This is a genomic window from Thalassospira profundimaris (assembly GCF_003326795.1).
GTDB classification, from domain to species: domain Bacteria; phylum Pseudomonadota; class Alphaproteobacteria; order Rhodospirillales; family Thalassospiraceae; genus Thalassospira; species Thalassospira profundimaris_C.
Window position 1 is genome coordinate 448,441 of sequence record NZ_JPWI01000001.1, and the last position, 25,687, is coordinate 474,127.

The 25,687-nt window shown below is 55.1% G+C and carries 28 protein-coding genes and 1 tRNA gene; 15 read left to right on the forward strand and 14 right to left on the reverse strand.

Annotation, left to right across the window (positions count from 1 at the left end):
• Positions 1-113 precede the first annotated feature (113 nt).
• On the forward strand, positions 114-572 hold the full coding sequence (locus tag TH30_RS02145) for a hypothetical protein (RefSeq protein ID WP_114096435.1): 459 nt from the start codon (positions 114-116) through the stop codon (positions 570-572).
• Between the two features lie 99 nt (positions 573-671).
• Here the strand turns inward: TH30_RS02145 and TH30_RS02150 are convergent, their stop codons facing one another.
• The 8 genes from TH30_RS02150 to TH30_RS02185 all read right to left on the reverse strand — a co-directional run bounded on the left by TH30_RS02150 (position 672) and on the right by TH30_RS02185 (position 7,479).
• Positions 672-1,658, reverse strand: coding sequence for a glucosaminidase domain-containing protein (locus tag TH30_RS02150; protein ID WP_114096436.1), 987 nt, complete (start codon positions 1,656-1,658; stop codon positions 672-674).
• A gap of 198 nt (positions 1,659-1,856) precedes the next feature.
• Positions 1,857-2,426: a NifU family protein gene (locus TH30_RS02155; protein WP_114096437.1), complete on the reverse strand. Its 570-nt coding sequence runs from the start codon at positions 2,424-2,426 to the stop codon at positions 1,857-1,859.
• A 163-nt stretch (positions 2,427-2,589) separates the two neighbouring features.
• Positions 2,590-3,564 carry a DUF2333 family protein gene (locus TH30_RS02160; RefSeq protein ID WP_114096438.1) on the reverse strand — a complete coding sequence of 325 codons (975 nt, stop codon included), beginning with the start codon at positions 3,562-3,564 and terminating at the stop codon, positions 2,590-2,592.
• A gap of 69 nt (positions 3,565-3,633) precedes the next feature.
• Complete coding sequence (locus tag TH30_RS02165; RefSeq protein ID WP_114096439.1) at positions 3,634-4,176, reverse strand: L,D-transpeptidase family protein; 543 nt, start codon at positions 4,174-4,176, stop codon at positions 3,634-3,636.
• Positions 4,177-4,728, reverse strand: coding sequence for a macro domain-containing protein (locus TH30_RS02170; protein ID WP_258548577.1), 552 nt, complete (start codon positions 4,726-4,728; stop codon positions 4,177-4,179). It abuts the gene before it with no gap.
• A gap of 149 nt (positions 4,729-4,877) precedes the next feature.
• On the reverse strand, positions 4,878-5,402 hold the full coding sequence (gene ppa, locus TH30_RS02175; RefSeq protein WP_114096440.1) for an inorganic diphosphatase: 525 nt from the start codon (positions 5,400-5,402) through the stop codon (positions 4,878-4,880).
• A gap of 163 nt (positions 5,403-5,565) precedes the next feature.
• On the reverse strand, positions 5,566-6,447 hold the full coding sequence (locus TH30_RS02180; RefSeq protein ID WP_114096441.1) for a glycosyltransferase: 882 nt from the start codon (positions 6,445-6,447) through the stop codon (positions 5,566-5,568).
• 93 nt (positions 6,448-6,540) lie between these two features.
• Positions 6,541-7,479, reverse strand: coding sequence for a LysR family transcriptional regulator (locus TH30_RS02185; RefSeq protein ID WP_114096442.1), 939 nt, complete (start codon positions 7,477-7,479; stop codon positions 6,541-6,543).
• A 246-nt stretch (positions 7,480-7,725) separates the two neighbouring features.
• On the opposite strand from TH30_RS02185, the gene TH30_RS02190 reads away from it, so the two are divergent.
• On the forward strand, positions 7,726-8,667 hold the full coding sequence (locus TH30_RS02190; protein WP_114096865.1) for a DMT family transporter: 942 nt from the start codon (positions 7,726-7,728) through the stop codon (positions 8,665-8,667).
• 17 nt (positions 8,668-8,684) lie between these two features.
• Here the strand turns inward: TH30_RS02190 and TH30_RS02195 are convergent, their stop codons facing one another.
• Positions 8,685-9,035: an antibiotic biosynthesis monooxygenase family protein gene (locus TH30_RS02195; protein ID WP_114096443.1), complete on the reverse strand. Its 351-nt coding sequence runs from the start codon at positions 9,033-9,035 to the stop codon at positions 8,685-8,687.
• Complete coding sequence (locus TH30_RS02200) at positions 9,032-9,361, reverse strand: NIPSNAP family protein (RefSeq protein ID WP_114096444.1); 330 nt, start codon at positions 9,359-9,361, stop codon at positions 9,032-9,034. Before TH30_RS02200 ends, TH30_RS02195 begins: the two co-directional genes overlap by 4 nt.
• Positions 9,362-9,441: 80 nt before the next feature.
• Here TH30_RS02200 and TH30_RS02205 point away from each other — a divergent pair, with 80 nt between their 5' ends.
• Positions 9,442-10,122 carry an ArsR/SmtB family transcription factor gene (locus TH30_RS02205; protein ID WP_114096445.1) on the forward strand — a complete coding sequence of 227 codons (681 nt, stop codon included), beginning with the start codon at positions 9,442-9,444 and terminating at the stop codon, positions 10,120-10,122.
• On the opposite strand, the gene TH30_RS02210 is transcribed toward TH30_RS02205, so the two are convergent.
• The 3 genes from TH30_RS02210 to hrcA all read right to left on the reverse strand — a co-directional run bounded on the left by TH30_RS02210 (position 10,119) and on the right by hrcA (position 12,753).
• Complete coding sequence (locus TH30_RS02210) at positions 10,119-10,865, reverse strand: NAD-dependent deacylase (RefSeq protein ID WP_114096446.1); 747 nt, start codon at positions 10,863-10,865, stop codon at positions 10,119-10,121. The two genes, TH30_RS02205 and TH30_RS02210, sit on opposite strands and share 4 nt — an antisense overlap.
• Before the next feature lie 134 nt (positions 10,866-10,999).
• Positions 11,000-11,644 (reverse strand): nucleotide exchange factor GrpE, encoded by a 645-nt coding sequence (gene grpE / locus TH30_RS02215; protein ID WP_114096447.1) that lies wholly within the window; start codon positions 11,642-11,644, stop codon positions 11,000-11,002.
• A 50-nt stretch (positions 11,645-11,694) separates the two neighbouring features.
• Positions 11,695-12,753: a heat-inducible transcriptional repressor HrcA gene (hrcA, locus tag TH30_RS02220; protein ID WP_114096448.1), complete on the reverse strand. Its 1,059-nt coding sequence runs from the start codon at positions 12,751-12,753 to the stop codon at positions 11,695-11,697.
• A gap of 317 nt (positions 12,754-13,070) precedes the next feature.
• Here hrcA and rph point away from each other — a divergent pair, with 317 nt between their 5' ends.
• From rph to ptsN, 12 genes are all read left to right on the forward strand, one after another.
• Positions 13,071-13,787 (forward strand): ribonuclease PH, encoded by a 717-nt coding sequence (gene rph / locus TH30_RS02225; RefSeq protein WP_114096449.1) that lies wholly within the window; start codon positions 13,071-13,073, stop codon positions 13,785-13,787.
• A 78-nt stretch (positions 13,788-13,865) separates the two neighbouring features.
• Positions 13,866-14,462 (forward strand): RdgB/HAM1 family non-canonical purine NTP pyrophosphatase, encoded by a 597-nt coding sequence (gene rdgB / locus TH30_RS02230; protein WP_114096450.1) that lies wholly within the window; start codon positions 13,866-13,868, stop codon positions 14,460-14,462.
• 146 nt (positions 14,463-14,608) lie between these two features.
• Positions 14,609-15,802 (forward strand): radical SAM family heme chaperone HemW, encoded by a 1,194-nt coding sequence (gene hemW, locus TH30_RS02235; RefSeq protein ID WP_114096451.1) that lies wholly within the window; start codon positions 14,609-14,611, stop codon positions 15,800-15,802.
• 168 nt (positions 15,803-15,970) lie between these two features.
• Positions 15,971-16,057 (forward strand) — tRNA-Leu (locus TH30_RS02240).
• 686 nt (positions 16,058-16,743) lie between these two features.
• Positions 16,744-17,355: a ribonuclease D gene (locus tag TH30_RS02250; RefSeq protein ID WP_114096453.1), complete on the forward strand. Its 612-nt coding sequence runs from the start codon at positions 16,744-16,746 to the stop codon at positions 17,353-17,355.
• Between the two features lie 152 nt (positions 17,356-17,507).
• Positions 17,508-18,515 (forward strand): KpsF/GutQ family sugar-phosphate isomerase, encoded by a 1,008-nt coding sequence (locus TH30_RS02255; protein WP_181850129.1) that lies wholly within the window; start codon positions 17,508-17,510, stop codon positions 18,513-18,515.
• Between the two features lie 3 nt (positions 18,516-18,518).
• Complete coding sequence (gene lptC / locus TH30_RS02260; protein ID WP_114096454.1) at positions 18,519-19,226, forward strand: LPS export ABC transporter periplasmic protein LptC; 708 nt, start codon at positions 18,519-18,521, stop codon at positions 19,224-19,226.
• Positions 19,223-20,101: an LptA/OstA family protein gene (locus tag TH30_RS02265; protein WP_114096455.1), complete on the forward strand. Its 879-nt coding sequence runs from the start codon at positions 19,223-19,225 to the stop codon at positions 20,099-20,101. The genes lptC and TH30_RS02265 overlap by 4 nt, the downstream gene beginning before the upstream one ends.
• A 15-nt stretch (positions 20,102-20,116) precedes the next feature.
• Positions 20,117-20,956 (forward strand): LPS export ABC transporter ATP-binding protein, encoded by an 840-nt coding sequence (lptB, locus tag TH30_RS02270; protein WP_114096456.1) that lies wholly within the window; start codon positions 20,117-20,119, stop codon positions 20,954-20,956.
• Positions 20,957-21,021: 65 nt separating this feature from the next.
• Positions 21,022-22,596, forward strand: a complete 1,575-nt coding sequence (gene rpoN / locus TH30_RS02275) for an RNA polymerase factor sigma-54 (protein ID WP_114096457.1) — start codon at positions 21,022-21,024, stop codon at positions 22,594-22,596.
• Between the two features lie 162 nt (positions 22,597-22,758).
• Positions 22,759-23,355: a ribosome hibernation-promoting factor, HPF/YfiA family gene (hpf, locus tag TH30_RS02280; RefSeq protein WP_114096458.1), complete on the forward strand. Its 597-nt coding sequence runs from the start codon at positions 22,759-22,761 to the stop codon at positions 23,353-23,355.
• Between the two features lie 38 nt (positions 23,356-23,393).
• Positions 23,394-23,858, forward strand: coding sequence for a PTS IIA-like nitrogen regulatory protein PtsN (ptsN, locus tag TH30_RS02285; RefSeq protein ID WP_114096459.1), 465 nt, complete (start codon positions 23,394-23,396; stop codon positions 23,856-23,858).
• A gap of 99 nt (positions 23,859-23,957) precedes the next feature.
• Here ptsN and TH30_RS02290 read toward each other — a convergent pair whose 3' ends face one another.
• Positions 23,958-25,529 (reverse strand): AmpG family muropeptide MFS transporter, encoded by a 1,572-nt coding sequence (locus TH30_RS02290; protein WP_114096460.1) that lies wholly within the window; start codon positions 25,527-25,529, stop codon positions 23,958-23,960.
• Positions 25,530-25,687 lie beyond the last annotated feature (158 nt).

Sequence of the window (25,687 nt, forward strand, 5' to 3'; positions counted from 1 at the left end):
TCTTATGTGATACCATATGGTGGCAAAGGCAATTTGACCCGATTTTTGCCACATGATTTGGGCATATGACCAACATGTCATGCCATTATTGCACAAAAAATAGGAAATGCCGTATGGGCCAGCTGACCCGATTTCTCGCTGTTTTCATGTTTTTCCCGCTTCTTGCCGCCTGTGAAGACGAACAGGCCAGCGGGCCGAATGCCGACGAGATCACCACAGCGGTGATCGAACGTTTCCGCGAAGATCCCTATGCCAAGGTCGGCCATGTGGAAAATGTCACCAAAACCAACAGCATTTCCGAAGGAGATGACGAGGTTATTGTGATGGTGCGCTATGAGCTGGTCTTTGATCGTTCAATCGCCGACTTTGCCGATGATGTCAGCGAAAGGGGCAAGGCTGCCGGAAATATGGATGATGTTGGCAATACGGTCAGTGACGCGATTGATCTGGTGAAAACCAAAATGCTGACAATGAAGGAAGGCGAGTTCAAGCCCGGTGACCGGCGTACGGTCGAGAACGAAATCCGGTTGCTGAAGTCCGAAAAGGGCTGGATCTATCGCGGGGAGCGATAAGATTTCCGACTGCCACCTGACACTGTCGTGCGACGAAGTAAAAAAGGGACCCGTTCGGGTCCCTTTTGCTTATCTGTTGGTCCATCCAGTCGACCGTGATCAGTCAAGTGAGGCCAGAACTTTTGGCGGCGGAGGAACATCGCCAGCCGCAAAGGTCAGACCATCCAGCTCATTGAGGCCATTGGCCCGCATGATGGCATGAAGGCTATCGACATATTCTTCGCCGCGTTCTGAATATTTGGTCAGGGTTTCGGCAAGGTCCCAACCATTGATCAGGTCACCATCGGCCCGCAGAACCGCGCGGCGTTCGCGCAGGGCCTGATAGGCCGGATGGGAATTGATGTTACGGGCATAGGCGCGCACACTGTCCATCAGGCTGCCAAATGACTTGATGACGTGATTCTTGCCTTCCTCGCGATCTTTGGGAACGATCCCTTCTTCGTCACCCCACGCCCACTGACCAAACAGGGCATTGCCTGCACGGACAAAGCGCGACGTGCCCCAGCCGCTTTCCTCGGCCGACTGGGCAAGGATCAGAGAGGTCGGGATAATATCAATACGTTCAAGCAGAGCCGTGATGCCGCCATCGGTCACGCGATAACGTTTCATGAGCTGCTCAACCCATTGCTGATCGGCCGCACTGACCGGAGTGCCGGAAATGCCTTTGGCCTGGATGGCCATCAGGCGGTCACGACGGGTGGCAATTTCTTCATTCACCCGCATGGCCAGCGGCAACATGATTCGAAGGAAAAGCGTCTTGCGCTCGTCAACGGATGCCAGTTCCCCAAGACCCTTGGGGACGCGCTTGATATAGACGCGGGGTACTTCCGTCATATCACTCAGGTCGTAACCGATGCTGTTGAAATACTGGTTAAGTGCAACAACCTCAGGTCCCCGGCGATAAACGGGCTTTTTCTTTGTGACCGTGACTTCTTTCGGGCTGGCTGCAGGAATATCGATCCCGAACCCGGCGGGGGTCGGAGACACATCAATTCCGGCAAAAATGCCAACATACAGTAAGCCGATTGCTCCGGTGACCGAAGCAAGCGCAATTTTCCGGTAATTTCCTGTTTTTGCGCTAGTCATTCTTGTATCTCCAGGATCAGTAACACTGTCCATCCCAAGTGGACGATATCTATGCCTTCCAGCGCCAAAGATCGCAACGGGCAATATTTCCACAAGTTGAAAACGCCGCGTAAACCTTCCCGTTTACGCAAAATAATAACGCCCGGCGCAGGCAAAAGTTTGCGCCGGGCTAAAGATTTTTTTAACGACTCGGAAAGATCAGTCAGCCATTACAGGTTCGACGGCCTGAACTTCTGGCACGTAATAACGCAGCATGTTCTCGATACCCATTTTGAGGGTCGCGGTGCTGCTCGGGCAGCCCGAACATGCGCCATGCATCTCAAGGTAAACAACGCCGTCTTCGAATTTGTGGAAAACGATATCTCCACCGTCCTGGGCCACAGCCGGACGCACACGGGTATCAAGCAGTTCCTTGATCTGGCTGACCAGTTCGTTGTCGCCTTCGGCAGCGGTGCTGGCACCGGTTGCGGCATCGGAATTCTGGTCAAGAACCGGCTGGCCGGAGGTGTAATGTTCCATGATACCGCCAAGAATCTGCGGTTTCAGGGTCTGCCAGTCTTTGGAATCGTCCTTGGTGATCGTGATGAAATCACCGCCAAGGAAGACACCGGCGATGCCATCAACTTCAAACAGCTTGCGTGCAAGCGGCGATTTGACGGCTTCGTCACTTTTGACGAAGTTCGCGGTGCCCAGACGGCCCATCACTTCTTCGCCCGGCAGGAACTTGAGTGTCGCCGGGTTCGGGGTCGGTTCGGTTTGAATGAACATGGTCGGCTTGTCCTCTCACTCTGATTGCCGGGGCTTATGCTGCCCGCTCAACAATCTGCATTTCATTAGGTTAGCCCCTAAATGGGGCAAAAAGCGGAAAAGATCAAGTCGCAGCGCGCAAGTCAGGTATTCCCCGTACGGTCAGATCGGGGCGCAATGACGCTTAACGCTGCAGGATGCTGCTGATTTCACGCATCTGCGTGCGTGCGCGCAACAGATAGAAGCCCAATCCCGCCAGATGGTTGGGGAAAATGATCCCGTCCGCTGACCCGTTCACCACAACCAGTGGATCAAGGGCGGCGGCTGATTGCAACGATCCGATCATTTCTGCCCAGGCTGGCGCAATTTGCCGTTCATTGATGATCTGTTCGAAATCGGTTCCGAGATCGCGCAGGATCAGGCTGTAGGCATAAAGGCGCCCCTTGGTCGCATAGAATACGTCATCGGCGGTGCGATCAAACAGGGACGGTGCATCGACCTTGTCATCAATCAGGGCCGATGCCGAACCAAGATCATTGGCAAACCGGTTCAGGGTTTCCTGAAGATTGTCTGCGCGGCGTTCAAATACGGCCTCGCCGGTGGTCAGGCGCTTGTTGTAATTTTCAAGTGCGCGGATGGCCTGACGGTATTGCTGTTCGGATGTCACACCGGGCAGCAGCGAGACGGTCGGATCAAATACCCATTTGTCGCCGCGGAATTTCAAAAGTCCGGCGGCATCATCAAGATCGGGGTCAACCTGGCTTGATCCGCGGGTACGCCCGATCTGATCGGACAGTTCAATCGAAAAACGCGACAGGGCATAAATGATGCCGGTCTGGAAGTTCGGCATATTGTCGAGTGCGCTACCGGGCAGGAAGAACGGGTCGTTCGCGGTCCAGCGGTTCTGGTTGACCTCGCGGTCGATCAGACCGGCAGCGGTGCTGACCGCATGGCTGCCACCCTGGTAATTGCCGGTAAAATCGGGATTGTCATCAATACGATGTACAAGCGCCATGCCCGCCGGATAATAGACCAGCGCGATCAGAACGATTACGGCAAGGCTGCGAATCCAGAATTTGCGCGATCCGAAAATACCTTTCAGACGTGCCCCGAAACCAGACATTCCGCCCTTTTTATACAGATAATCGTCTTCAATCATGACTTGTCCCGTGAATTAATTCAGCTCTTGAACCTAGGGTGTCGCTGCCCAAACGGCAAGTGCATGATTTCACTGTGAGATGCAGATATAGGTTTCGTATTGCACCAGACCCAGAAGTGTTTCCAGATCCTGTTCTGAAAGGGCAATACATCCCTCGGTTCCGCTATAGTCGGGTTTGGCAATATGCATGAAGATCGCCGACCCCTTTCCCGGTACCGGCGGGTCATCGTTATGACCAAGAACGACAACGATGTTATAGAGATTGTCGTCGCGCCACAGTTTTTCGTGACTTCCGCTAAACGGAAGTCTTACGGGACAATTATAGGACGGGTGATCGGGATCATCGCACCAGCCGTCCGAGAAGGAAATGGTGGTTGCGGGCAGTTTTGTTCTCGGGCAGGGTCTGCGATCAGAGCGATACATCACATAGCGCAATTTCCAGCGTCCGGCCGGTGTCTTGCCGTCGCCCTCGGTCTTGCTGTGGGCATCAATGATGCCATTCACCCCGAATGCACAGCGAAATTCGTGATCTCCCACGCGCAGCACACCATCCGCCGAAGCCGTAATTTCAAGCGGTTGGGATATTTCATGTGCAATGGCGTCGCTTTGCATTCAGTCCGTGCCTTTTTGGTATCTGCGCAGTGCGTCTTCGAGACAATTGCGCGACGAGGATGAGAAACAACAAAGGTAAATTTGTGGCATTGCGGCAATTTCGCCAGTCACCTCACAAATGGTTGATACGGCGATGTCGGCGGCAAGGTTTTCCGGATAGCCAAAAATTCCTGTGGATATGGCCGGAAACGCCATTGATTTGAGGTTGTTTCGCACTGCGATCAGAATTGCGTTGCGGTAGCAGGCAGCAAGCAGGGTGGCCTCGTTACGGTTTCCGCCCTGCCAGACGGGACCAACCGTGTGAATGACAAAGCGTGCGTTCAGACCAAATCCCGCTGTGATGCATGCCTGTCCGGTCAGGCAGGGCGCAAGCGGGGCACAGGCCCTGGCAAGTTCCGGTCCGGCGGCAGCATGAATGGCACCACAAACACCCCCGCCGGGCAAAAGGGCCTGATTGGCGGCGTTGACAATCGCATCTGTGTCCAGCGTCGTGATGTCGGCACTTATGATTTTTATGATGCTGGAAGGGTGGTCGTTCTGTTCATCGGGCACGGATCGAATTCCGATACGTTATGAGAGCCCCAAAACACACTGCATTGTCGTCTATTTTGACAAAAAGTCAAAAAAACAACGCTCTGTCGTTCGAACAGAGCGTTGTTTGCAATTATTATAATCGTGCAGGGCCGACTATTTTGCCAAATTTACTTGGCCAGGCGTGCGACACCTTCTTCGATCAGGCTGGCAGCTTTTTCAGCGCCTTCCCAACCGGTGACCTTTACCCATTTGCCTTTTTCGAGGTCTTTGTAACGCTCGAAGAAATGCTGGATCTGGTCGCGGAAGATCTGCGGAAGATCTTCGTGGGATTTGATGTCGGTATAGTAGGGGTCGATCTTGTCATGGGGAACGCAGATCAGTTTTTCGTCCTGACCGGCTTCGTCTTCCATGATCAGAACACCGATCGGGCGTGCACGGATCACCGAACCGGCAACGACCGGCTCGCGGAACATGACCATCGCGTCGACCGGGTCACCATCTTCGCCAAGGGTGTTGGGAATGAAACCGTAATTGACCGGGTAATACATCGAGGTATGCAGGAAACGGTCAACAAAGACAGCTCCGGAATCCTTGTCTACTTCGTATTTGACCGGTCCGCCCTGCGGAATTTCGATGACGACATTTACGTCCCACGGAACATCTTTGCCGACGGCAATCTTGCTGAGATCCATCTGGGAAAATCCCTTTCGCTTCTATAAAGGCATGCCCCGGTATCCGGGACGGCTGTGTTCGGCTTCGAAGATGCAAAAATGCACCCGAAGGAGAATGATGCCGACCTTTTATCGCGAATTGCCGCAGCTTCCAAGGGGGTCCACATGCATCCTTGGTCGAAAATCAGGCAATTTCTTTTGCGGATGCGAATAAAGAAGACGATTCAGGGGTTTCTGCCCGGGCAACGACGGTTGATGGCAGGAAACGATCATGATCATTTAGCAGGTGTTCGTTAAACAGATGCCAGTTGGATACAAGGCCGCCCTGATGACGCGCTGGAATTTTGCGATCATGGAACAGATGCAGCACCGGCGAGCAATATTCGACATTCTTGCGCCGCAGGCCTGACCGCAACAGGCGCAGGACAAAATCGGAATCTTCCCAGCCATGTCCTTCATATGCTTCATCAAAGCCGTGAATACGATCAATATCGGCTTTGAAAACGCCAAGATTGCAGGTCTGCGCCTTGCGCCAGCAATTTTCATGCTCCCAAAGCCAGGGGCCTTTATGGGGCAGGCGAATGAACTGGAACGGTCGATTGCAGAATCCGAAAAGCGATACGGCAAAAAGGGCTGCGCGCGGCCATTTGTGAAAGGCCCATTTGCGTTCGAGAAGGGTTTTGGTCAGGCGCTGCTTGATGAAAACGCGCTTGCCTGAAACAAGGCATCCGGCCTCGGCTGCCTTGCGGTGGCGGGTGATGAAGTCGGGCATGACACAGCAGTCACCATCAATAAAGATGACAAGTTCGCCTTCGGCCATGGCAATGGCGCCATTACGCGCCTTGGCGACGCGAAAACCGCTATCTTCATGCCAGTAATGTTTGACCGGAACCGGGCAGGTTGCTGCAAAATTTTCGATCACACGTGTGGTCGGACCTGCTGATCCGTCATCGGCAATGATGATTTCAAAATTACGATCATTCTGATCGGCAAGCGAATTCAGCACCAGAGAAAGTGCTTCAGGCCAATTATAGGTCGTGACCACGACCGACACCAAGGATGTCATCTTCCCCCCACGTACCCCGTTTTTGTGCAGCTTTGCCCGTTTTTATTACCCGAGCCTACCCTTACGAAATCTTAAGGGCAATTGACAAATTGCTTACATAAACTTCTTTCGCGCCAGTGACGCGGTTTTGGGATTGATCAGTTCCCTGATCCATTTGGCGGCTTCGATCACGACAGGGTCTTTCTGGCGTGCAGGCCGGATCAGAAGGCGATACCACCAGTGCGAAATGAAATCCGGGAAATTCAGCGGAACCAGCTCGCCACGTTCGACATAGTTACGTGCAACGACATCGGTGCTTGCAACGATGCCCTGTCCGGCACGTGCGGCTTCGAGTGCCCAGATATGGTGGCTGAAGGTCCAGCAATCGGCGAGCGAGAAGCTGGCATCCTTGAACCATTGTTCGATCTGGGCAAACTGTTCGCTGTCACTGTCAATCAGCAGAATATCGCGTGGGCCCAGTTCCGAAACATTGATATGACACGCATCAAAGCCGCGCTTTGCCAGCCATTCAGGGGCGGCAAAGGCGGTATAGACTTCCGGGGTGAGAAGTTCGGTTACCCAGTCTTCCGGACCGGGCAGGTCCTTGGGCGCGATTTGAAGAGCCAGATCAATTTCAAGCGGATCAAGCCCGTCATCAAACTCGATCTTGCGGAACTGGACGGGAATATCAGATGGCAGCCGGTCGCGCAGGTTATCAAGTTCATAAAGCAATACGGTCAATGCCGGGGTTGCAAGCGCGCCGATACGGATTGCCTTGCCCTTGTCCGGGCCGACTTCGCTGGTGATATCGGCAATGCCGTCAAGGGCCTCGGTCAGGCGCGGCAAAAGAAGTTCTGCCGATTTGGTCGTGCTTAGTCCCCGACCTTTGCGGGTGAACAGCACAACACCAAGGTTTTCCTCAAGCTGGCGCAGCTGATGGCTGATGGCACTTTGCGTGACGTGCAATTCTTCGGCTGCACCTTTTACGCTTTGGTGGCGGGCGGTGGCTTCAAAAGCGACAAGTGCGCGTAAGGGGGGCAATTTCCGGCGCATTTTGTGTTTCCATACGAACAGTTTCCTTCGTCAATATTGTCTATCAGGACTGATGTTAAAAAGGGGCAAAAAAAACTCAACAATGGCTGAAAACCTTTCATTCGTATTTTTCCAAACAAGCGGGCAGTATCATCTGCATAAAGGGTTTCCGGCCGAAGATTTTCCGATGTCTCCTTGCGCCACCCCGTAAGCCAGTCTCCCTGACTGCCGGAAACCCCCAAATAACCCATGAAATTGGAAACGATCATGACCGGGACGCTGATGCGCCTGAGCGGAAATGTCCGCGGCGTTTTATGGATGACTGCTGCGATGGCCTCGGGCGTTTTTGTCGATGTCTGTGCCAAGCTGGTGTCCCATGATGTCCCGACCGCACAGATCATCGCCATGCGTGCAGTCACCACAGTTGCGGTGTTCCTGATCGTTCTGATGTTTATTGGCGTGCGTCCAATCAGGACTCGCCGCCCGATGGCCCATATTGCGCGCGGAATATTGTGGTACGGGTCGCTGTTCTTCGTGTTCTTTGCGCTGCGCCAGATGAGCATCGCCGAGGTCAATGCCTATCTGTTTATCGAGGCATTGCTGACAGTCTTGCTCGCCGTCGTGATTCTCGGTGAAAAGCTGACAGCGCGTAAAATGATTGCCACCCTGCTCGGACTGGTCGGGGTTTGGGTAATGTGCGCCCCGCGCATGGATGGTTTCGGGGTGCCGCTTGGCGTTGCTGCGGCCCTGTTCGGGGCTTTTTGCTTCTCGGCCCAGACCCTGTTTGCCAAGGTCATGACGCGCACCGAAACCAATTTTTCCATGCTGTTCTGGCCGCAGATCATCGCAGTTGTGATCTGGGTTCCGATTGCCCTGATTTCCTGGCAGCCGGCGTCTTTTGCCGATTGGGCCTATTCGGCGGGGGCCGGTTTCTTTGCGATGATGACCAATTACATGGTTCTGCGGGCCGTGCGGGTGGCCGATGCCAGTGTGGTGTCGCCAGCGGCCTATACGGCCCTGCCGTTCTCGGTGGCGATGGATCTGATCTTTTTTGACATGTTGCCGGTACCGGTCATTTTTGTCGGGGCGGGGATTGTCATTCTGGCGGTGATGCTGCTTGATTACAAAGGCGGTGCCAAACCACAGCAGATTGACGACGCCGAAGAGGTCGGGGATGACGAAGCATCCCCGAAACCGGCAGAGGCCTGATCAAAAAAACTTATGATCTAGGGACTTTCATGCTGATGGCGGGAGTCGGCAGGCGCCTGATCGCGTTCATGCATGCCATAATCACGGATCACGCCTGCCACGCGCAGCCGGTAATCTTCAAATATCGTATTTCGGCCTTTGCTCTGTGCCGTGCGATGTTCACCGATATTGCGCCATGCCTTGACTGCTTCCTCGTCGCGCCAGAACGATAGTGACAGAACCTTGCCCGGCGTGGTCAGGCTTTGAAACCGCTCGACCGAGATGAAACCATCCATTTTCTCAAGCACCGGTTTGAGATCGGCTGCGATGGCAAGGTAATCATCATAGCGGGCCGGATGGGGCGTGACTTCGAAGATGACGGCAATCATGGTTTGATCAGCTCCGTGTGCGGGGTGGAAGCAATTTTGAGAAACTGGCGTTCCTCGCGCAGGATGAATTTTTCACGTTGGGAAAATTCGTAGTTTTCCCGACCCAACGGATCGTCCTTTAACCGGGCACGATAGGCTTCATATGAGGCCAGATCGGGCAAATGGTAGATGCCATAGGCGGTTGAGACCGATCCTTCATGCGGTGCGAAATACCCGACAAGGTCGGCCCCGCAGCGCGGAATGGCCTGTCCCCAGTTGCGGGCATATTCAATGAAGGCATCCTTTTTATATGGATCGATTTCATAGCGGATGAAACAGGTGATCATGACAACGTCCTTTCAGGAGATCAGGTGACAGGACCATTATCGCGATTGCCGGTCATAGATGCTTCGATTACCATCGAACTATGAAAGAAGGACCCGATATTGCCCGCGTGGCTGCATTGCTTGGTGATCCGGCGCGCGCAAACATGCTGACCGCCCTGATGGGTGGTCGGGCATTAACCGCAACCGAACTGGCGCAAGAAGCCGGTGTAACGCCGCAAACTGCAAGCTCGCATCTGGCAAAGCTTGAGGCCGGAATGATTGTCACCCCGCGCAAGCAGGGGCGGCATCGCTATTTCACCCTTTCCGGCCCCGATATTGTCGAGGCGCTTGAAGTGCTGATGGGGATTGCCAACCGGGTCGGACATAACCGGGTGCGGACCGGCCCCAAGGATCCGGAATTGCGCCATGCACGCGTTTGCTATGACCATCTGGCCGGGGATATGGGGGTTGCGCTGTTTGAGGGGCTAACAAAGCGCAATCTGATTGAAAGTGACCTGAACGGTGTTGCCCTGACCGCAGCCGGGATCACATTTGCCGGGGAATTCGGTATTGATCTTGATGCCTTGCGCAGCAAACGCCGACCGCTTTGCCGCGAATGTCTGGACTGGAGTGCACGGCAATCCCATCTGGCCGGATCATTCGGCGCGGCATTGCTCGACCGGTTTTACGATCTGGGCTGGGCCAGGCGGGGGGTGGAGTCGCGTATAGTACGTTTTAGCCGCGAAGGCGAGCGTCAGTTTCGCGATCTTGTGAATTTCTAGTCCTTGAGCAAAGCCGTGACAAATCCCGGCACCAGATCGGTTGCCGCCCCATAGGCGCTATGATCAAACAGGGTTGCGCCGGAACTGGGTTCAAGATTGAGCTCGACCGTTTCGGCCCCGGCTTCTTCACGGGCGACCTGCACAAACCCGGCGGCCGGATAGACATTGCCCGATGTTCCGATTGAAATGAAAAGCCCGCATTTGCCAAGGGCGTCATAAATACGTTCCATCTCAAGGGGCATTTCGCCAAACCACACCACATGCGGGCGCAAGCCCCCCGCCTTGCCACAGGACGGGCACGGGGTTTCCCGGGCCAGATCATCAGCCCAGCCTGTCAGAAGATCACAATGGTTGCAGCGGATTTTAAGAAGCTCGCCATGCATATGGATCAGGTTTTTTGATCCGGCCCGGTCATGCAGATCATCGACATTCTGGGTGACCAGCAAAACATCCCCCGGCCATTCGGATTCAAGGCGTGCAAGTGCCAGATGTGCGGCATTTGGCACGATGGCGGGGTCGCGCAATCCGGCGCGCCGGTCATTATAGAAATAATGCACCAGATCGGGATTGTTAACGAAGGCCTCGGGCGTTGCGACTTCGGAAATATCGTATTTCGCCCAGATGCCATCGGGGTCGCGGAAGGTATGAAGACCGCTTTCCTTGGAAATCCCCGCACCTGTCAGAATGACAATCGGAGCGGCTTCGTCGCGCAGGATTTCAATCAGATCGGGGCGGAGCGGCATGTGAATATTCCTTGATTGGCAGCGTACTTTTGTCCGACAGCCTAATGCAAACAAAACACCCCCGCCAAGTATGTCTGGCAGGGGTGCTTGCTAAACCCGATCCGCTAAAACCGGTTTGTCTGAATTTCTGGTCGTTATGCCGAGGTATCGACATTGCCGCCGGGCGTATCATCCTTTGACGGATTGCTTCCGGCCGGGTTTTTCGTAACACCGACCATTGCCGGGCGCAGAAGGCGGCCCTTAAGGACGTAACCGGCCTGCATGACCTGTGCGACATGGCCATCCGGATATTCCGGGTGCGGCAATTCAAACACGGCCTGATGGTGGTTCGGGTCAAGCTTTTCGCCAAGCGGCTCAAGCTTTTCGATCCCGTTCTTTTCAAGAGCCTTCTGCAGGGCCTGTTCGGTCATTTCAACGCCCTCAAACAGCGTTTTCATCGCCGGGTCGGCTTGTGACGTGTCACCGGCCGCATCAAGGGCGCGGCGCAGGTTGTCACCCACATCAAGAAGGTCACGGGCGAATTTGGTGATCGCGTAGTTGCCGGCATCCTCGACGTCTTTCTTGGCGCGGCGGCGGGTGTTTTCCACCTCGGCGGCCTGACGCAGCAGACGGTCTTTCAGCTCGGCGACCTCGGCCTGAAGGGCGGCAATCGGGTCTTCGATGACAACTTCTTCACTTTCTGCGCCGGTCGCCTCTGCTGCGACGTCCTCAGATGCGGTTTCTTCTGCGGCATTTACATCCTGCAGATCTTCCGGAGTGTTTTTTGCGGTTTCCGACATGGCTAACCTTGTACTTTCACGTTATGCGGCCTGACACGCAGCGCCGCGATTTATCCAATCAGTCGACCGACCAGTTTGGCGGTGTAATCGACCAGCGGAATAATCCGGGCATAATTGATCCGGGTCGGTCCGACAACCCCGATTGCACCCACAATGCTGCCTTCAGCATTCTGATAGGGTGAAATCACCATCGAAAGACCCGATCCGCCAAACAGTTTGTTCTCGGACCCGATGAAAATCTGAACGCCCTGGGCATCCGTCGTCACATCGAGCAATTCAATCATCTGATCGCGGGCCTCAAGCACGTTAAACAGGCGGCGAACGGTCTCAAGCTGTTCGATTGTATCGATATTTTCAAGCAGCTGGGACTGGCCCTTTACAATCAGGGACGATCCCTTGATCCCGCCAGCCCATGTCGCAAGGCCCGCATCAATCAGTGTGGCGGAAAGTTCATCAAGCTCCTGCTTGAGGCGATCACGTTCCTGCGTGATCAGCACTCTTGCGTCATCAAGTGTCTTCCCAGCCAACCGGGTATTTAGATAATTCGCCGCTTCTGTCAATGCCGAGGCGGGCAAATCGACCGGAACATCAAGGATTCGGTTTTCGACACTGCCATTTTGCGACACCAGTACGGCAAGCACCTTGCCCGGTGACAGGGCAACGAATTCGATCTGTTTGAGGCGGATGCCATCGGTCTTTGGCGCAACCACCAGCCCGGCACAGCGCGACAGGCCCGAAAGCATTGATGTTGCCTCGCCCAGCATCTGATCAAGCGAATAGCCCGCCTGTTCGCAATTCTTGGTCAGCTGGTCACGTTCGGCATTGGGAAGGTCGCCAACCTCCATCAGCGCATTCACAAACAGCCGCAATCCCTTTTCACTGGGCAGGCGCCCGGCCGAAATATGCGGCGCAACCAGAAGCCCCATCTCTTCAAGATCGGACATGACATTGCGAATGGTCGCAGCAGAAAGGTTTTCGGACATGCGTCGCGCAATCGACCGCGAACCGATCGGTTCGCCGGTTTCGACATAGGCATCGACAATCTGGCGGAACACTTCACGTGACCGCGCATTCATGTCGCCCAGCAATGTATCGTCAAAATGGGCCATGTGTTCCAAGCCTGCGGGTCGAGACAAAGCTGTTTCAAGCTCAGGGAGAATTTAGTCAGGCATTGGGTATACGTCAATTGCGCCCTTGCAGGGCAAAAGCCGGAAGGCACACCGGTTTCAAGTACTTGGTTTGAAAACGTTGTTTGTATTCCTGACGGGTTTTGGGCGAATCCGGGTCGATCAGGGCCGGGAAACTGCTGGACCTTTGGCGGGTGTCATCTTACTTTGGGCCAAATTTCAAGCCTGTTTGCATCTGCGATCCATCCGTCGGTGCCAGAGCTGCAACCACAAGATCTGTAACCAAGAGGTTCTCACACATGCGCCCATCCGGCCGTACCCCCGATCAGCTTCGTGACGTAACGATTGAAACCGGCATTTCCAAATATGCCGAAGGGTCCTGCCTGATCAAATTCGGCGATACCCATGTCATCTGTACCGCCACGGTCGAGGACAAGGTTCCCGGTTGGATGCGCAATACCGGCAAGGGCTGGATCACCGCAGAATACGGCATGCTGCCGCGTGCCACCGATTCGCGCATGCAGCGTGAAGCTGCGCGTGGTGGCCAGTCGGGCCGCACCCAGGAAATTCAACGCCTGATCGGTCGTTCGATCCGTGCGGTGGCCGATATGAAAGCCATGGGCGAGATGCAGATGCGCCTTGATTGCGATGTCATTCAGGCCGATGGCGGTACGCGCACCGCGTCGATCACCGGTGCCTATGTTGCGGCCCATCTGGCGTTTCAGGGCGTGCGTCGTCTTGGCCTGATCAAGGAAATCCCGCTGACCCAGCCGGTCGCAGCGATTTCTTGCGGGATCTATAACGGCGAAGCCGTGCTTGATCTGGATTACGCCGAAGACAGCAATGCCGGGGCGGACGCCAATTTCGTGCTGGCGGGCAATGGCGGCATTGTCGAAGTTCAGGCCACTGCCGAAGACGTGCCGTTTGATCGCCAGTCTTATGACAAGATGTTCGCGCTGGCCGAAAAAGGCTGCAAGGAACTGTTTGCCAAGCAGCGCGAGGCCCTTGGTCTTTAAGTTAAGCGAGACTTTCCGCGGCAGGAACCATACCTGCCGCTTTTCACATCTGACCCCTACCGAATCTCAGGCAGAAAAATGGCCCGTCGCTTTACGGAAAAAAAACTCGTCATTGCCAGTCACAACAAAGGCAAGATCAAGGAAATCGGTGAATTGCTAGCACCCTTCGGGATCGAGGTTTTCTCGGCCGGAGAACTTGACCTTCCCGAACCCGAAGAAACCGAAAAGACCTTTATCGGCAATGCACAGCTGAAATCGGTGGCGGCGGCCAACGGGGCCAATCTTCCGGCCCTTGCCGATGATAGCGGCCTTGCGGTTTCTGCCCTTGATGGTGCGCCGGGCATCTATTCGGCGCGCTGGGCCGGGCCGGACAAGGATTTCGACATGGCGATGGAAAAAGTCCAGAACGGGATCGGCAACCATCCCGACCGCCGCGCATCCTTTATCTGCGCGCTGTCACTCGCCTGGCCAGACGGGCATGTCGAGAATTTCGAAGGCAGGGTCGAAGGCGAAATCGTCTGGCCGAAACGCGGACGTCACGGCTTTGGCTATGATCCGATTTTCCAGCCCAAGGGATATGACCAGACCTTTGGTGAAATGGACCCGGCCAAAAAGCATGAAATGAGCCACCGTGCCGATGCCTTTGCCCAGATGGTCAAGGCCTGCTTTAAATAATCAGGTTTAAATAATCCGGGCCTTTTGGCGCCTGCATTGAACATATGCACGCATCGCTGATGTCATGATCGGCGGTGCGTGTTAGTTTATCCGGGTATCAGGGATATAAATGCCCTGCTTTTCCAGCAATCAGGATCGAGTTCCGCGTGTCCGCATCTTTTGCCGAAACCGTGCCCTTTGGCATCTATATCCACTGGCCGTTCTGTCTGTCGAAATGCCCCTATTGCGATTTCAACAGTCATGTGGCGAACAGTGTCGATCACGCCCGCTGGCGCAAGGCGCTCCGGGCCGAGCTTGCCATCGGGGCGGCCCGCCATCCGGGCCGTGTTGTCGGTTCGATCTTTTTTGGTGGTGGTACACCATCGCTGATGGACCCGGAAACGGCGGGGGCGCTTATTGCCGATATCAAGACCTATTGGCGGGTCACCGACGATCTTGAAATCACCCTTGAAGCCAATCCGGGCACGGTCGAGATCGACCGGTTTTCGGCCTTTGCCGCCAATGGTATCAACCGGGTATCGATCGGCATTCAGGCACTTAATGACCGCGATCTTAAATTCCTTGGGCGTGTGCACTCGGCCAAGGAGGCGCTGCGCGCCCTTGATGTCGCGACCGAGGTGTTTGATCGCTTTTCATTCGATCTGATCTATGCCCGCCCCGAACATGATCCCAAGGCCTGGCGCAAGGAGCTGCGCGAAGGGCTTGATATCACCAATGGTCATATCTCGCTTTATCAGCTGACCATCGAGCCGGGCACACAATTCTATACGCTTCATCAGCGCGGTGAGCTGGTGGTGCCTGACGAAGACCTTGCCACCGAACTGTATGAAATCACCCAGGAAGAAACCGAGGCGGCGGGGTATCGCTGTTACGAGGTTTCCAACCATGCCAAACCGGGGCAGGAAAGCCGTCATAACCTCGTTTACTGGCGTTATGGCGATTATCTGGGCATCGGGCCGGGTGCGCATGGCCGCGAAGCGGTGACCCAGCCTGATGGCAGTACCGTTCCGATGGCAGTACGTCGCCACCGTGCGCCGGAAATCTGGCTCGACCGGGTGGAAAAGCATGGTCACGGCACGCAGGAAGAAACCGTGCTTGAGGCCGATGAACGCCTGCTTGAAATGGTGATGATGGGCTTGCGACTGAATGAAACCATTCCGGTATCGCGGTTTGAACGGATTATCGGCAAGGGACCGCGCGATGTGCTGGAGTCGGAACGGCTTGAAACCCTGATTGCTTCGGGTGATCTGGTCTGTGATTCTGCGGGTCTTCGCGCCACCCGGCAGGGCCGGAACCGGTTGAATGGTGTTCTGGGCTATTTGTTCGACCATTCGGCGTGATCGCGAATGACCGAAATTCCAAGGGAAACCCTTGTGTTTTCGGTCCAGGGCCGGGTCAGGTGATTTAGTTTCACCAAACCATCAAAAAGTTGGTTGACACTTTAAGCTGACCGCGTATATTCCGCCCCGTTCCGGCGGACACCGCCCGAACAAACCAGATGCCCCTATGCCCAGGTGGCGGAATTGGTAGACGCGCTGGCTTCAGGTGCCAGTGGCCATTAGGTCGTGGAAGTTCGAGTCTTCTCCTGGGCACCATACCCCAGCACATTTCTGATGTGCTGGGGTATTGTCGTTTTGGGGTAAGTCAATCCTTGTCGCTATATCTTCTTCGCTTGTGAAATGCTGTTGTCTTATGCTGAAGATGCTTCAGTTCAAGCTTTTGATTGCGGAGGCGACTTCAGCACTGTGTATTATAATTCCGAACGCAATAAAAACGCACCATACGGCGCATAAGTTCGCAATCAAATCAGATGCATAATGGCTCGATTTCTGTTTGGGTTTGTGTTGCCATTGACAGGCAAAGTATCCGATGGAAGCAGTTAAACCAAGTTGTAGGCCAACAGCCAAAATTGGGAGGTGAATTCCGGATGGAAAGTCGCCAAAGATAGTCAACGTGGAGAGGGCAATAGTTGCGATAGCACCTTTAAGTGCCACGAGGAGAATTGATCTCCGAATCATTTCAATGTTTGGGTTTCTAGAGGTCATGTTAGGCTCCTTTCAATAAAGTCTAGGAGCCGTTGTTGCACTTACTGGGCGGACCTTTGTGTCAGTTCGTGACAAATTTTGTTATTTGGTGGTTTTCTTCGATTAATTTAGTTCAGCTTTTTTGATGAATGCGTGTTCGGACAAAGGAAAAACCCTGCAATTGGTATGACTTTTGCGATGCGGCACCCGGTTTGCTGTGTTAAGAACAGGCAAATTCTGACATTTGGAGAACCGCGATGACCAATTTCCTCCATCTCGGAGATCTGCCGGACGATCTTGACCTTGGCAAGGTCGTGGCAATCGACAGTGAGACCATGGGCCTGAACCCGCACCGCGACCGTTTGTGTGTCGTGCAGCTTTCAAGCGGGAATGGTGATGCCCATCTGGTCAAGTTCGATGGAGAAGATTACAGCGCGCCGAACCTTAAAAAACTGCTGGCCGATCCGTCGGTCCTGAAGCTGTTTCATTTCGGACGTTTTGACATTGCGGTCATGGACAAATATCTCGGTGTGCGCTGTGCGCCGGTCTATTGCACCAAAATCGCCTCCAAGCTGATCCGTACCTATACCGACCGTCATGGTCTCAAGGACCTTCTGCGTGAACTGGTCGGGGTCGAGATTTCCAAGCAGCAGCAAAGCTCCGACTGGGGTGCGCCCGAGCTGACCAGGGAACAGATCGATTACGCGGCATCCGATGTGCTTTATCTGCACAAGGCCAAGGAAGAGCTTGATCGTCGTCTGGCCCGTGAAGGCCGTACCGAGCTTGCCCAGGCCTGTTTTGATTTCCTGCCGACCCGCGCGACGCTTGATCTGTCGGGCTGGGAAGAAACCGATATTTTTGCCCATTAGTCCGTGCGGTTAACCGCCTGTGAAGATTGGCGGTGTATGGGGGGTCAATAGAATTGACCCCCACACCCGGCAGGTTCATAGTTTTGGCGCATTGGTCTTGCAAAAAGTACCGGTTGCCCTATCTCCGGGCAGGAAACGCAAACAAGAAACAGATGACAGTGACCCCGAACGCTCCCACCACCAAAAATACACCGGTTCCGGCTTCTGAGGCCGATCTTGCGATTGCGCGCCGGGTTCTTGATATCGAAGCATCCGCGCTGCGCGAACTGGCAGACTCGCTTGATGGCGATTTCTGCAAGGCGATCGACCTGATCGAAGGCCTTAAGGGCCGTCTGGTGATTACCGGCATGGGCAAAAGCGGTCATATTGCCAAAAAGATCGCGGCGACCTTTGCCTCGACCGGCACCCCGTCCTTCTTTGTCCATCCGGCCGAAGCCAGCCACGGTGATCTTGGCATGATCGGCAAGGATGACGCGGTTCTGGCGCTGTCGAATTCCGGTGAAACCCCGGAACTGTCCGATATCATTGCCTTTACCCGCCGGTTTAACGTGCCGCTGATCGGCATGACCCGCAAATCGGAAAGCTCGCTTGCCAAGCAGTCGGACTGTCCGCTGGTGCTGCCGGCAAGCCCGGAAGCCTGCCCGAACAAGCAGGCGCCGACGACCTCGACCACGGCGATGCTGGCCCTTGCCGATGCGCTGGCGGTGACATTGATGGAACGTCGCGGCTTTAGTGCCGATGATTTCCGTACCTTCCATCCGGGCGGCAAGCTTGGTCAGCGGTTGTTGCATGTTCATGATGTCATGCATGGCGCAGACAGCCTGCCATTGATTGCGCGCGATGCCCTGATGTCCGAGGCACTGGTGACCATGACCGGTCATTCCTTTGGCTGTGTCGGTGTGCTGGGCGATGCCGGGGAGCTGATCGGGATTGTGACCGATGGCGATTTGCGTCGCCACATGGCCGATAATCTGGTGGCGATGAAGGTCGGTGACGTGATGACGGCCGGACCGAAAGTCACCCATGTCGATGCCCTGGCGGTTGAAGCCCTTGCAATCATGAATGATCGCAGCATCACCGCCCTTTTCGTGCTGGATGCGGCCGGCATTCCGGTCGGCCTTGTGCATATCCATGATCTTTTGCGTTCAGGGGTGGCATAGGCAATGAGCACTGAAGGCACACCAAAGGTCGCATCCCAAAGGGCCGAAGGCCTTTCGCGCGACCGGCTGCCTTCCGGTCGGCGCGAAGTTCGCATCAATCCGTTCCGGCGGATGATTGTGACCATGCTGAAATTCGTTTTGCCGCTGATTGCCCTGACGCTGATGGCGCTGGTGGTGTTGTGGCCGCAGATCGAACAGGTTCAGGATAGCGGGTTCCGCCTTGGATTTTCGACATCACCCGAAGACCTGATGGAAAATGTTGCCATGAGCAATCCGCGCTTCTTTGGTGTGGATGGCAAAAAGCAGCCCTTTACCGTGACGGCGCGCGAGGCGGTCGAATCCCCCGAAACCCGGGAACGCAACGAGCATGTCTATCTTGATGCGCCGCAAGCCGATATCACGCTTGAAGACGGATCCTGGATCGCGCTGACCGCCAATGAGGGATTCTATACCGAAGAAAACGGGATGCTCGACCTTGTTGGTACGGTCAATATGTATCACGATAACGGCTTTGAAATTCACACCGAAGAAGCTGAAATTGCTATGAATTCCGGCAGTGCAAGCGGTACGGTTCCGGTCGATGGTCAGGGACCGTTTGGCACGATCAAATCCGATTCCGGGTTCGAGCTGGAAAACAAGGGGGCGGTGATCCGCTTTTTGGGAAAATCCAAACTGGTGATTTTCGATAGCGCATTGAAAGGGAAGTCATGATCGCAATGGGGCTTCTGAGCCGAAAAACCGGAACGCTTGTTGCGGCAATGATGCTTGGTGGTGCGGTTCTTGGCCTGTCGGGCCTGTCAGATCGTGCGCAGGCCAACCCGCTCGGGCTGGCGCAAAATGGTGCTGGTGGTCTGGAAGTCGAGTCAGATAACGGCATTGAATGGCGTCGCGATGAACAGATTCTGATTGCGCGGGGCAATGCGATTGCCAAACGCGGCACGTCGCGGGTTGATGCCGACGAACTTCAGGCGCTGTATCGTGATCGTGACGGCAATAGCGAGATTTACCGCATCATTGCGATTGGCAATGTGAAGCTGTCCTCCGATACCGATGTCGCAACCGGCGACAAGGCGGTCTATGACATTGACGAGGCGGTTGTGGTTCTGACCGGGGATAATCTGAAATATACCACGCCAAAGGAAACCCTGACCGCACGTGACAGCCTTGAATATTGGGAAACGGAACGGATTGCGGTGGCGCGTGGCAATGCGGTGGCAATATCCGAAGATCGTACCTTGCGCGGTGATACCCTGACCGCACGGTTTGATGCCGCCGAGGGGGGCGCAAATGAGTTGCGTCGCATCGATGGTCAAGGCAATGTGAATATTCGCACAGCCACCGACTTTGTTGTGGGCGATCAAGGCGTTTATGATGCGAAAACAGGTATCGCCACATTGATCGGATCGGTTAAGATCACGCGCGGAGAGAACCAGTTGAACGGGGACCGCGCCGTTGTCGATCTCAATACCGGCGTCAGTCGCCTGACAGCAGATGGCAATGGCAGTGGCAAGTCCCGTGTTCGGGGTCTTCTGGTTCCTGAAAAAGATGAAAATAAAAGCCCGGCCGATGCCGGGACCGGTAACTGAGGAAAGGTCGGGAATTTGTTCTGGTCGCGCAAGGGCGTAAAATCCGATGACGCAAAGACGCAAGGCGCGTCTGCCGGTGCGCAAGCATCCTCAGGGGCGGGGGCCGCAGGTGGTCCGCGTTTGATTACCGCAAACAAGGGCCTTGTGGCGCATAATCTTGGCAAAAGCTTCAAGAAGCGCCCGGTTCTCAAGGATGTATCGGTGTCTGTCCAGCGCGGCGAGGCGGTTGGCCTTCTGGGGCCGAACGGGGCGGGCAAGACGACCAGTTTCTATATTATTACCGGCCTGATTGCTTCTGATCGCGGGACGATTTCGCTTGATGGGCGCGATATCACGGCGATGCCGATGTATCAGCGCGCCCGCATGGGAATCGGCTATCTGCCGCAGGAAGCCTCGATTTTCCGGGGCATGACGGTTGAACAGAATATCATGGCGGTGCTTGAAGTGGTCGAGGATGACCGCATCAAGCGCGAACAGAATCTTGAAGACCTTCTGGCGGAATTTGCCATCGAGCATTTGCGTCGCACTCCGGCCCTTGCTTTGTCGGGCGGGGAACGCCGCCGTTGCGAGATTGCACGCGCCCTTGCCGCCCATCCGAACTTTGTTCTTCTTGATGAACCGCTGGCCGGGATTGACCCGATTGCCGTGGGGGATATCCGTGATCTTGTTCGTCATCTGAAAGATCGTGGCATTGGGGTCTTGATTACTGACCACAATGTGCGCGAGACTCTCGACATTATCGACCGGGCATATATCTTGCATGATGGTCGGGTTTTGATGGAAGGTGGTCCTGATGAAATCGTCAGAAATGACGATGTTCGAAGGGTTTATCTGGGCGATCGGTTCAGCCTCTGATAAAGACACCGGACAAAGATAGTGGTCTTGGGGGGATGATCGGATTGACACGGGGTAATGTATAAATGGCCCTGAAGGCGCGGCTCGATTTACGTCAGTCCCAGTCTCTTGTCATGACGCCCCAGCTGCAGCAGGCGATCAAGCTGCTGCAGTTCAATAATATCGAGCTTTCCAATTTCATCGACAGTGAGCTTCTGGAAAACCCGCTGCTTGAGCGGGCTGATCCCGGCCAGACCTTTGCCGAAACCGGCGACGGGGCCGTTGGCAATGGTGATGACGGGATTGATAGCCGGTCGATTGACAATTTCGCTGACCGCGAAGACCGTCTTGGCACTGACCGCCTGACGGCCAGTGAAACCATGGGCAGCGAAGATGGCCCGCTGGATGTTTCAAGCGACGCGCTTTATGGCGGCGAAGGTGAAATCTCGCGCAATGGCGAACCGGTTGCGGGCAATCACGATTATGCCTCGCCCTATGGCAGCGGGACCGGCGGATCTGGCGGATCAGGCAGCAGCGATGATCTGCCGGGACTCGAACAGACACTTGCCGATGAAGCAACCTTGCGCCAGTCGCTTGATGATCAGCTCAACATCGCCTTTGCCGATGCCATGTCGCGCATGATCGGAAGCTATCTGATCGATATGCTTGATGAAAACGGCTATATCAGCGGCGATCTTGACGAGGTTTCCGAGGCCCTTGAATGCCCGATTGCCGAAGTCGAACGGGTTCTTGCCGTCATTCAGGGCTTTGACCCGGTCGGGATTTTTGCCCGTGATCTGGCGGAATGCCTGGCTTTGCAGCTGCGCGAGAAAAACCGGTATGACCCGGCGATGGCGGCCTTGCTGGCCAATCTTGATTTGCTGGCCAAGCGCGAATTTGACCGGTTGCGCCGCGTTTGCGGCGTCGATGCCGATGATCTTCATGACATGATTGCCGAAATCAGGACCCTTGATCCGCGTCCGGGGCGAACCGCGGATGGCGAGGCGGCAACGCCGGTGATCCCCGATGTTCTGATGCGATCAGCGGGCAACGGCAACTGGCATCTTGAGCTTAATTCCGAGGCCCTGCCGCGTGTTCTGGTCAATGAGGATTATGTCGCCCAGATCGGATCGGGCCTGCGCGACCGCGAAGAACGCAGCTTCATGAGCGAAAAGCTGCAAACTGCAAACTGGCTGGTCAAGGCGCTGCATCAGCGTGCTACCACCATCATGAAGGTGGCGAGCGAAATCGTGCGCCAGCAGGACGGGTTCTTCAGCCACGGGGTATCGCATCTGCGTCCGCTGATCCTGCGCGATATCGCCGAAGCCATCGGAATGCATGAAAGTACGGTTTCGCGTGTCACGAATGGCAAATTCATGTCGACGCCGCGCGGCATGTTCGAGCTGAAATACTTCTTCACGACGGCAATTTCGTCTTCGGATGGCGGAGATGCCTATTCTTCCGAAGCTGTGAGACACCGGATCAAGTCATTGATTGATAATGAAGATCCGAAAAAGATTCTGTCTGATGACAAACTCGTTGAGCTGCTCGGGAAGGAAGGGATCGACATTGCCCGCCGAACAGTGGCAAAATACCGGGAGGCGATGCGCATTCCTTCGTCCGTTCAACGTCGTCGCGAAAAAAAATCACGTGCTTCCTAGCATCGTTTATACGAAAAAATGCACTGTAACGTACTGCAATCAAAGGAAACATACCCATATCTTGACTTGGCAATGACGAGGGAATATGGTGCGGCCTCCTGATTGAGGGGCGCCAAACATCCATATGTACTGGGAAGTCACTCAACTGGGGATAGGCGATCCATGCAAATTACGGTTATCGGTAAGCAACTTGACGTTGGTGATGCGCTTCGGCAGCACGTCGTCGAGACCTTGGACCCTGCGGTAGAGAAATATTTCGATCACGCGATCGAAGCCACGGTGACCATCACCAAACAGGCGCATCTCTACGTGGCACAAATATCGGTCCATGTTGGCAAGGGCATGATGGTGCAGGCGAAGGCATCGGCGGATGAAGTTTATCCCGCCTTTGAATCGGCCTGCGACAGAGTGACCAAGCAGTTGCGGCGCTATAAACGGCGCCTGCGTGATCATCACGCAAGCCGGGACCATCACGAGCAGGCGCGTCTGGATGCGATTCACTATGTAATCGCGCAAGAAGATGACGATCATTCGGATGACGATCACGTAAACGGCTATGAACCGGTGATTGTTGCCGAGACACCGGATCGCATTGATACGCTCTCTGTTGGAGAAGCTGTCATGCGGCTCGACTTGGGGGACATTCCGGCACTGATGTTCCGGAATGGCAAACATGGCGGATTGAATGTTGTGTACCGTCGCTCTGATGGCAATATCGGTTGGCTAGACCCAAACGATAAAGATGCTGGTGGCGCGTGACGAACACAGATTCCGAGCCAAACAACGCAACGCGAAAAATGGACATATCATCTATTCTTACCCCGTCCGGGGTCATTCCGGCACTGCGGTCCGGTGCGAAAAAGGCTGTGCTTGAGGAACTTGCCGAAAAAGCAGCCGACGTTACCGGACGCGATGCAAGCGAGATTTTCTCTGTCCTGCTTGATCGTGAGAAACTTGGCAGCACTGGCGTAGGCGGTGGTGTCGCGATTCCGCATGGCAAGCTCAACGATCTTGACCGGCTCTACATGGTCTTTGCCCGTGCTCAGAACCCGATTGAGTTCGATGCAGTTGATGAACACCCGGTCGACCTGTTCTGCATGCTGATCGCACCAGAAGAAGCCGGTGCCGATCACCTGAAAGCGCTGGCACGGATTTCCCGTCTGCTGCGTAATCAGGGCATGTGCGACAAACTGCGCGGGGCTGGCTCAGCCGACGCGATCTACGCGCTCCTGACCCAGGACGAGGCCGAACAGGCCGCGTGAAAAGGTCAGTAAAAGGCGGGTAACCCCCGTAACGCAGACCAGATTTAAAAAAAACCGGACGCTCATTGGGCGTCCGGTTTTGTTTTGGGCAATGTGTGATTACGCGTCGGCGTCTGAAGCCGGTCGGGCTGCCGGGTCCTTGACCTCGGTCATGCGTCCGGCCAGCACCACCAGCCACAATACCGGGATGCCGATGATCGCGGTTCCGACAAAGAACCAGCTATAGCCGACCGCATCGACCACCGTGCCCGAGAACCCGGCAAGGATTTTCGGAAACAGCGTCATGATCGAGCTGAAGATCGCATATTGCATGGCGGTAAAGGAAATGTTGGTCAGCCCCGACAGATAGGCGATGAAGGCCGCAGTCGCCAGACCACCCGAAAGGTTGTCAGCCATGATCACGACGACAAACATCGTGGTGTCCGGCCCGATATGGGCCATGAAGGCAAACAGGATATTGGTAATGGCTGACAGCAATGCGCCAAGAAACAGGATTTTCACCACGCCATAGCGCACCGATAGCACCCCGCCAAGGAAGCTGCCGCCAATTGTCATGAACAGACCAAAGGTCTTTGAGACGGCGGCGATCTCTTCCTTCGAGAAGCCAAGATCTGTGTAAAACACATTGGCCATCACGCCCATGACGATATCGGCAATACGATAGACCCCGATCAGGGCAAGGATGATGATCGCGGTCTTGCCATAGCGGTCAATAAAGTCCTTTACCGGCGAGATATAGGTTTCCTGCACCATGCCGGTCGGGGTCAGGCCGACGCGGGTGGTCAGCCAGGCGACAAGGATGGCAACCGCAATGGCAATGCCAAGTTTCAGTGTTCCGGCAATAAAGCCCGACAGCTCCCTGATCATGCCCGCGTCGCTCAGGGTAGTCTTGAGCGGATCGGTGAGATCCCCGGCATAAAGATTGGCAAGGATGAAGGCGATGACGGTGACAGCAAACATCGCAAGGAAACGAAGATAGTCTGACGTTTCGTGGAAATACTTGCTGTCCGTTCGCGGGGCATCGGGTTCACGCACCAGAAGGGTGGTGATCACGCCCACACACATGGCAAGCGCCATACAGCCATAGGCCATGGTCCAGGCAAAGTGCTGATAGGTTCCTTCGGCCTCAAACAGACCGGCAATGGTCAGTGCGCCGGCACCGGCGACAATCATGCCGATGCGATAGCCCCCGATATAGGCCGAGCTCATCATCGCCTGAAGGTCGGTATCAGCGGCCTCGATGCGATAGGCATCGATAACGATATCCTGGGTTGCCGAGGCAAAGCCAAGGGCAACTGCCGCAAAGGCCATCATGGTCAGGTTTTCGGCCGGATCAGTAAGCCCCATCCATAGAATGGCGGCAATGATGCAGCCCTGCGCAATGATCAGCCAGCTGCGCCGTCGGCCCAGAAGGCCATGCAAGACCGGAAAAGGCAGCCGGTCAATCAGCGGTGCCCAGACAAATTTGAAAGAATAGCCAAGGGCGGCCCAACTGAAATAGGTCACGGTCGAACGATCCACACCCGCTTCACGCAGCCAGATCGACAGGGTCGAGAAGATCAGAAGAATGGGAATGCCAGCCGACAGCCCCAGAAACAGCATGGTGATGACACGTGGATGAATGAAGGCGCCAAAGGCCTCACCCCAGCTTCGTTTTTCTGTGCTGTGCATCGACTTCCCCCAACCTGAAACACGTGGTCACGAAGCTAGTGCAAACAGGTTAATGAATAGCCAACCCATCTACCCGCTGTTTCATGGGGCAGTTTCGTGGGGCAAAGGTATCCGGTGCGCATGAAAAAAGGCCGATCCATCGGACCGGCCTTTTTGAA